The organism is Sphingobacterium faecale (assembly GCF_016746095.1).
GTDB lineage: Bacteria > Bacteroidota > Bacteroidia > Sphingobacteriales > Sphingobacteriaceae > Sphingobacterium > Sphingobacterium faecale.
Window position 1 is genome coordinate 1 of record NZ_JAERTY010000025.1, and the last position, 1,453, is coordinate 1,453.

2 protein-coding genes are annotated in these 1,453 nt (G+C 34.8%); one reads left to right on the forward strand and one right to left on the reverse strand.

Translation table 11 applies throughout. The features are described 5' to 3' along the window. The first annotated feature begins 92 nt into the window (after positions 1-92). On the forward strand, positions 93-419 hold the full coding sequence (locus tag JKG61_RS22635; protein WP_202105282.1) for a hypothetical protein: 327 nt from the start codon (positions 93-95) through the stop codon (positions 417-419). A 66-nt stretch (positions 420-485) separates the two neighbouring features. On the opposite strand, the gene JKG61_RS22640 is transcribed toward JKG61_RS22635, so the two are convergent. Then, positions 486-1,453, reverse strand: a 968-nt coding sequence (locus tag JKG61_RS22640; RefSeq protein ID WP_202105283.1) for a TlpA family protein disulfide reductase, incomplete at its 5' end; no start/stop codon positions are given.

The following is a 1,453-nucleotide window of genomic DNA, read 5'->3' on the forward strand; positions in this document are numbered from 1 at the left end:
GTATGAAATATCCATGTAGCAATAACTACTCAAACAACACTAAAAATACATTGGATATTCCATATGCCCATTTAAAAGCAAATCATTAACATATGAACACGCTAAAATCAATTTTATTAGGAACATTCATCGCTGTTGGCGGCATAGCGCTAGCGATGAATGCGAAAACACAGGAGTCAATTTGTTCGGAGATTGGGCATGATGGCTATACCACCAGTCTATCTGGTAATCCTACTCCAACATTCAATCCTTTAGTAGATCCAATTCCATCGGGCTGGACTAATGAAGGTGCCTACCAAGTGGGCTTTGAATGTGAACAAAGTAACGATCTATGTCATTGGGCTTATAAACCTGGTGAAGGATCTAATCCTGGAGAATGGATCCGTTGTAATGGAAACTTTAAAAACTTGAAGCAGTAAAGTTTTTAAGCAGCATTGAATTTTTTATTACCCCTCTAGCAGAGCTACCCCCGCTAGAGGGCTTTATTATTTTAATGCAGTATCAATTGCATATTTTAATCCTTCGATAGATTTTAAATCAAATAACCCGGTCAATAATTTTCCGTCCTTTCCTATTAATAACGGGTAAGGGTACGATCGAATTTGATAGTATTGAATAATAGGGTGTTTAAACAATTCATTATTGGTATAGAGATTTACCCCTCCATCAATAAAAAAATCATCTTTTTTCGATATTGTCTTAAAAACTTCGAACTTATCTGTAGAGACTGTAATAAATACGACATCGGTATTATTTTTATAAATCTTCTTCAAAGGGCCAACAACATTTCTCATATAGTCTCTACAAGGTAAACATGAAGCATACCAAAAGTCCATAAAAATCACTTTGCCTTTATAATCATCAGCTTTGTAAAACTTTCCAAAGACATCAGGTAGAGAAAACTTATAGGCATAAGTACCTTTGATTAGATTTTTCAAAGTAGCGATTTTATGAAGACTAAGAGGGTCCTTAAGGGTCAAAAAAGCATCAGCCAACAAATCTTCCTGTGGCTTATCTTGAAAGCGTTTCATTAGAATGGAAGCTAATATTCGATCACGCACGGGAGAGGAATTAACCAATTTCTTACTTAACTCATACCATTCTTTCACGACATTTCCTCCTCCTTTATATTGATCGACAAATGATAACCAGGTGTATTCGACTAAATAGTCTATAAATCTAGGCGAGCTTATGCTTGATTCATCTATGTGAAGAATTGCAGATGAAACTTGTTCAAAATAATTGTTCATAAACATTCGTAAATATGATTTAATCACCTCGTCATTTTTATTGCCCGCATACCGATGTAAACCAACCAATGCTCGCCCCAATTCATATCCTAAAGCCCCCATAACCTGAAGCTCCAATAGTTTATATGTATTAGGATTTAATTTAGATTTGTAAGTATCTAGAATTAATAATGATTCATCTCGCAATTGAAATTGAAGCTTTA

What these genes read in the sequence shown, in the direction of transcription:
- JKG61_RS22635 (WP_202105282.1), top strand. Translation starts at nt 93, where the DNA reads ATGAACACGCTAAAATCAATTTTATTAGGAACATTCATCGCTGTTGGC.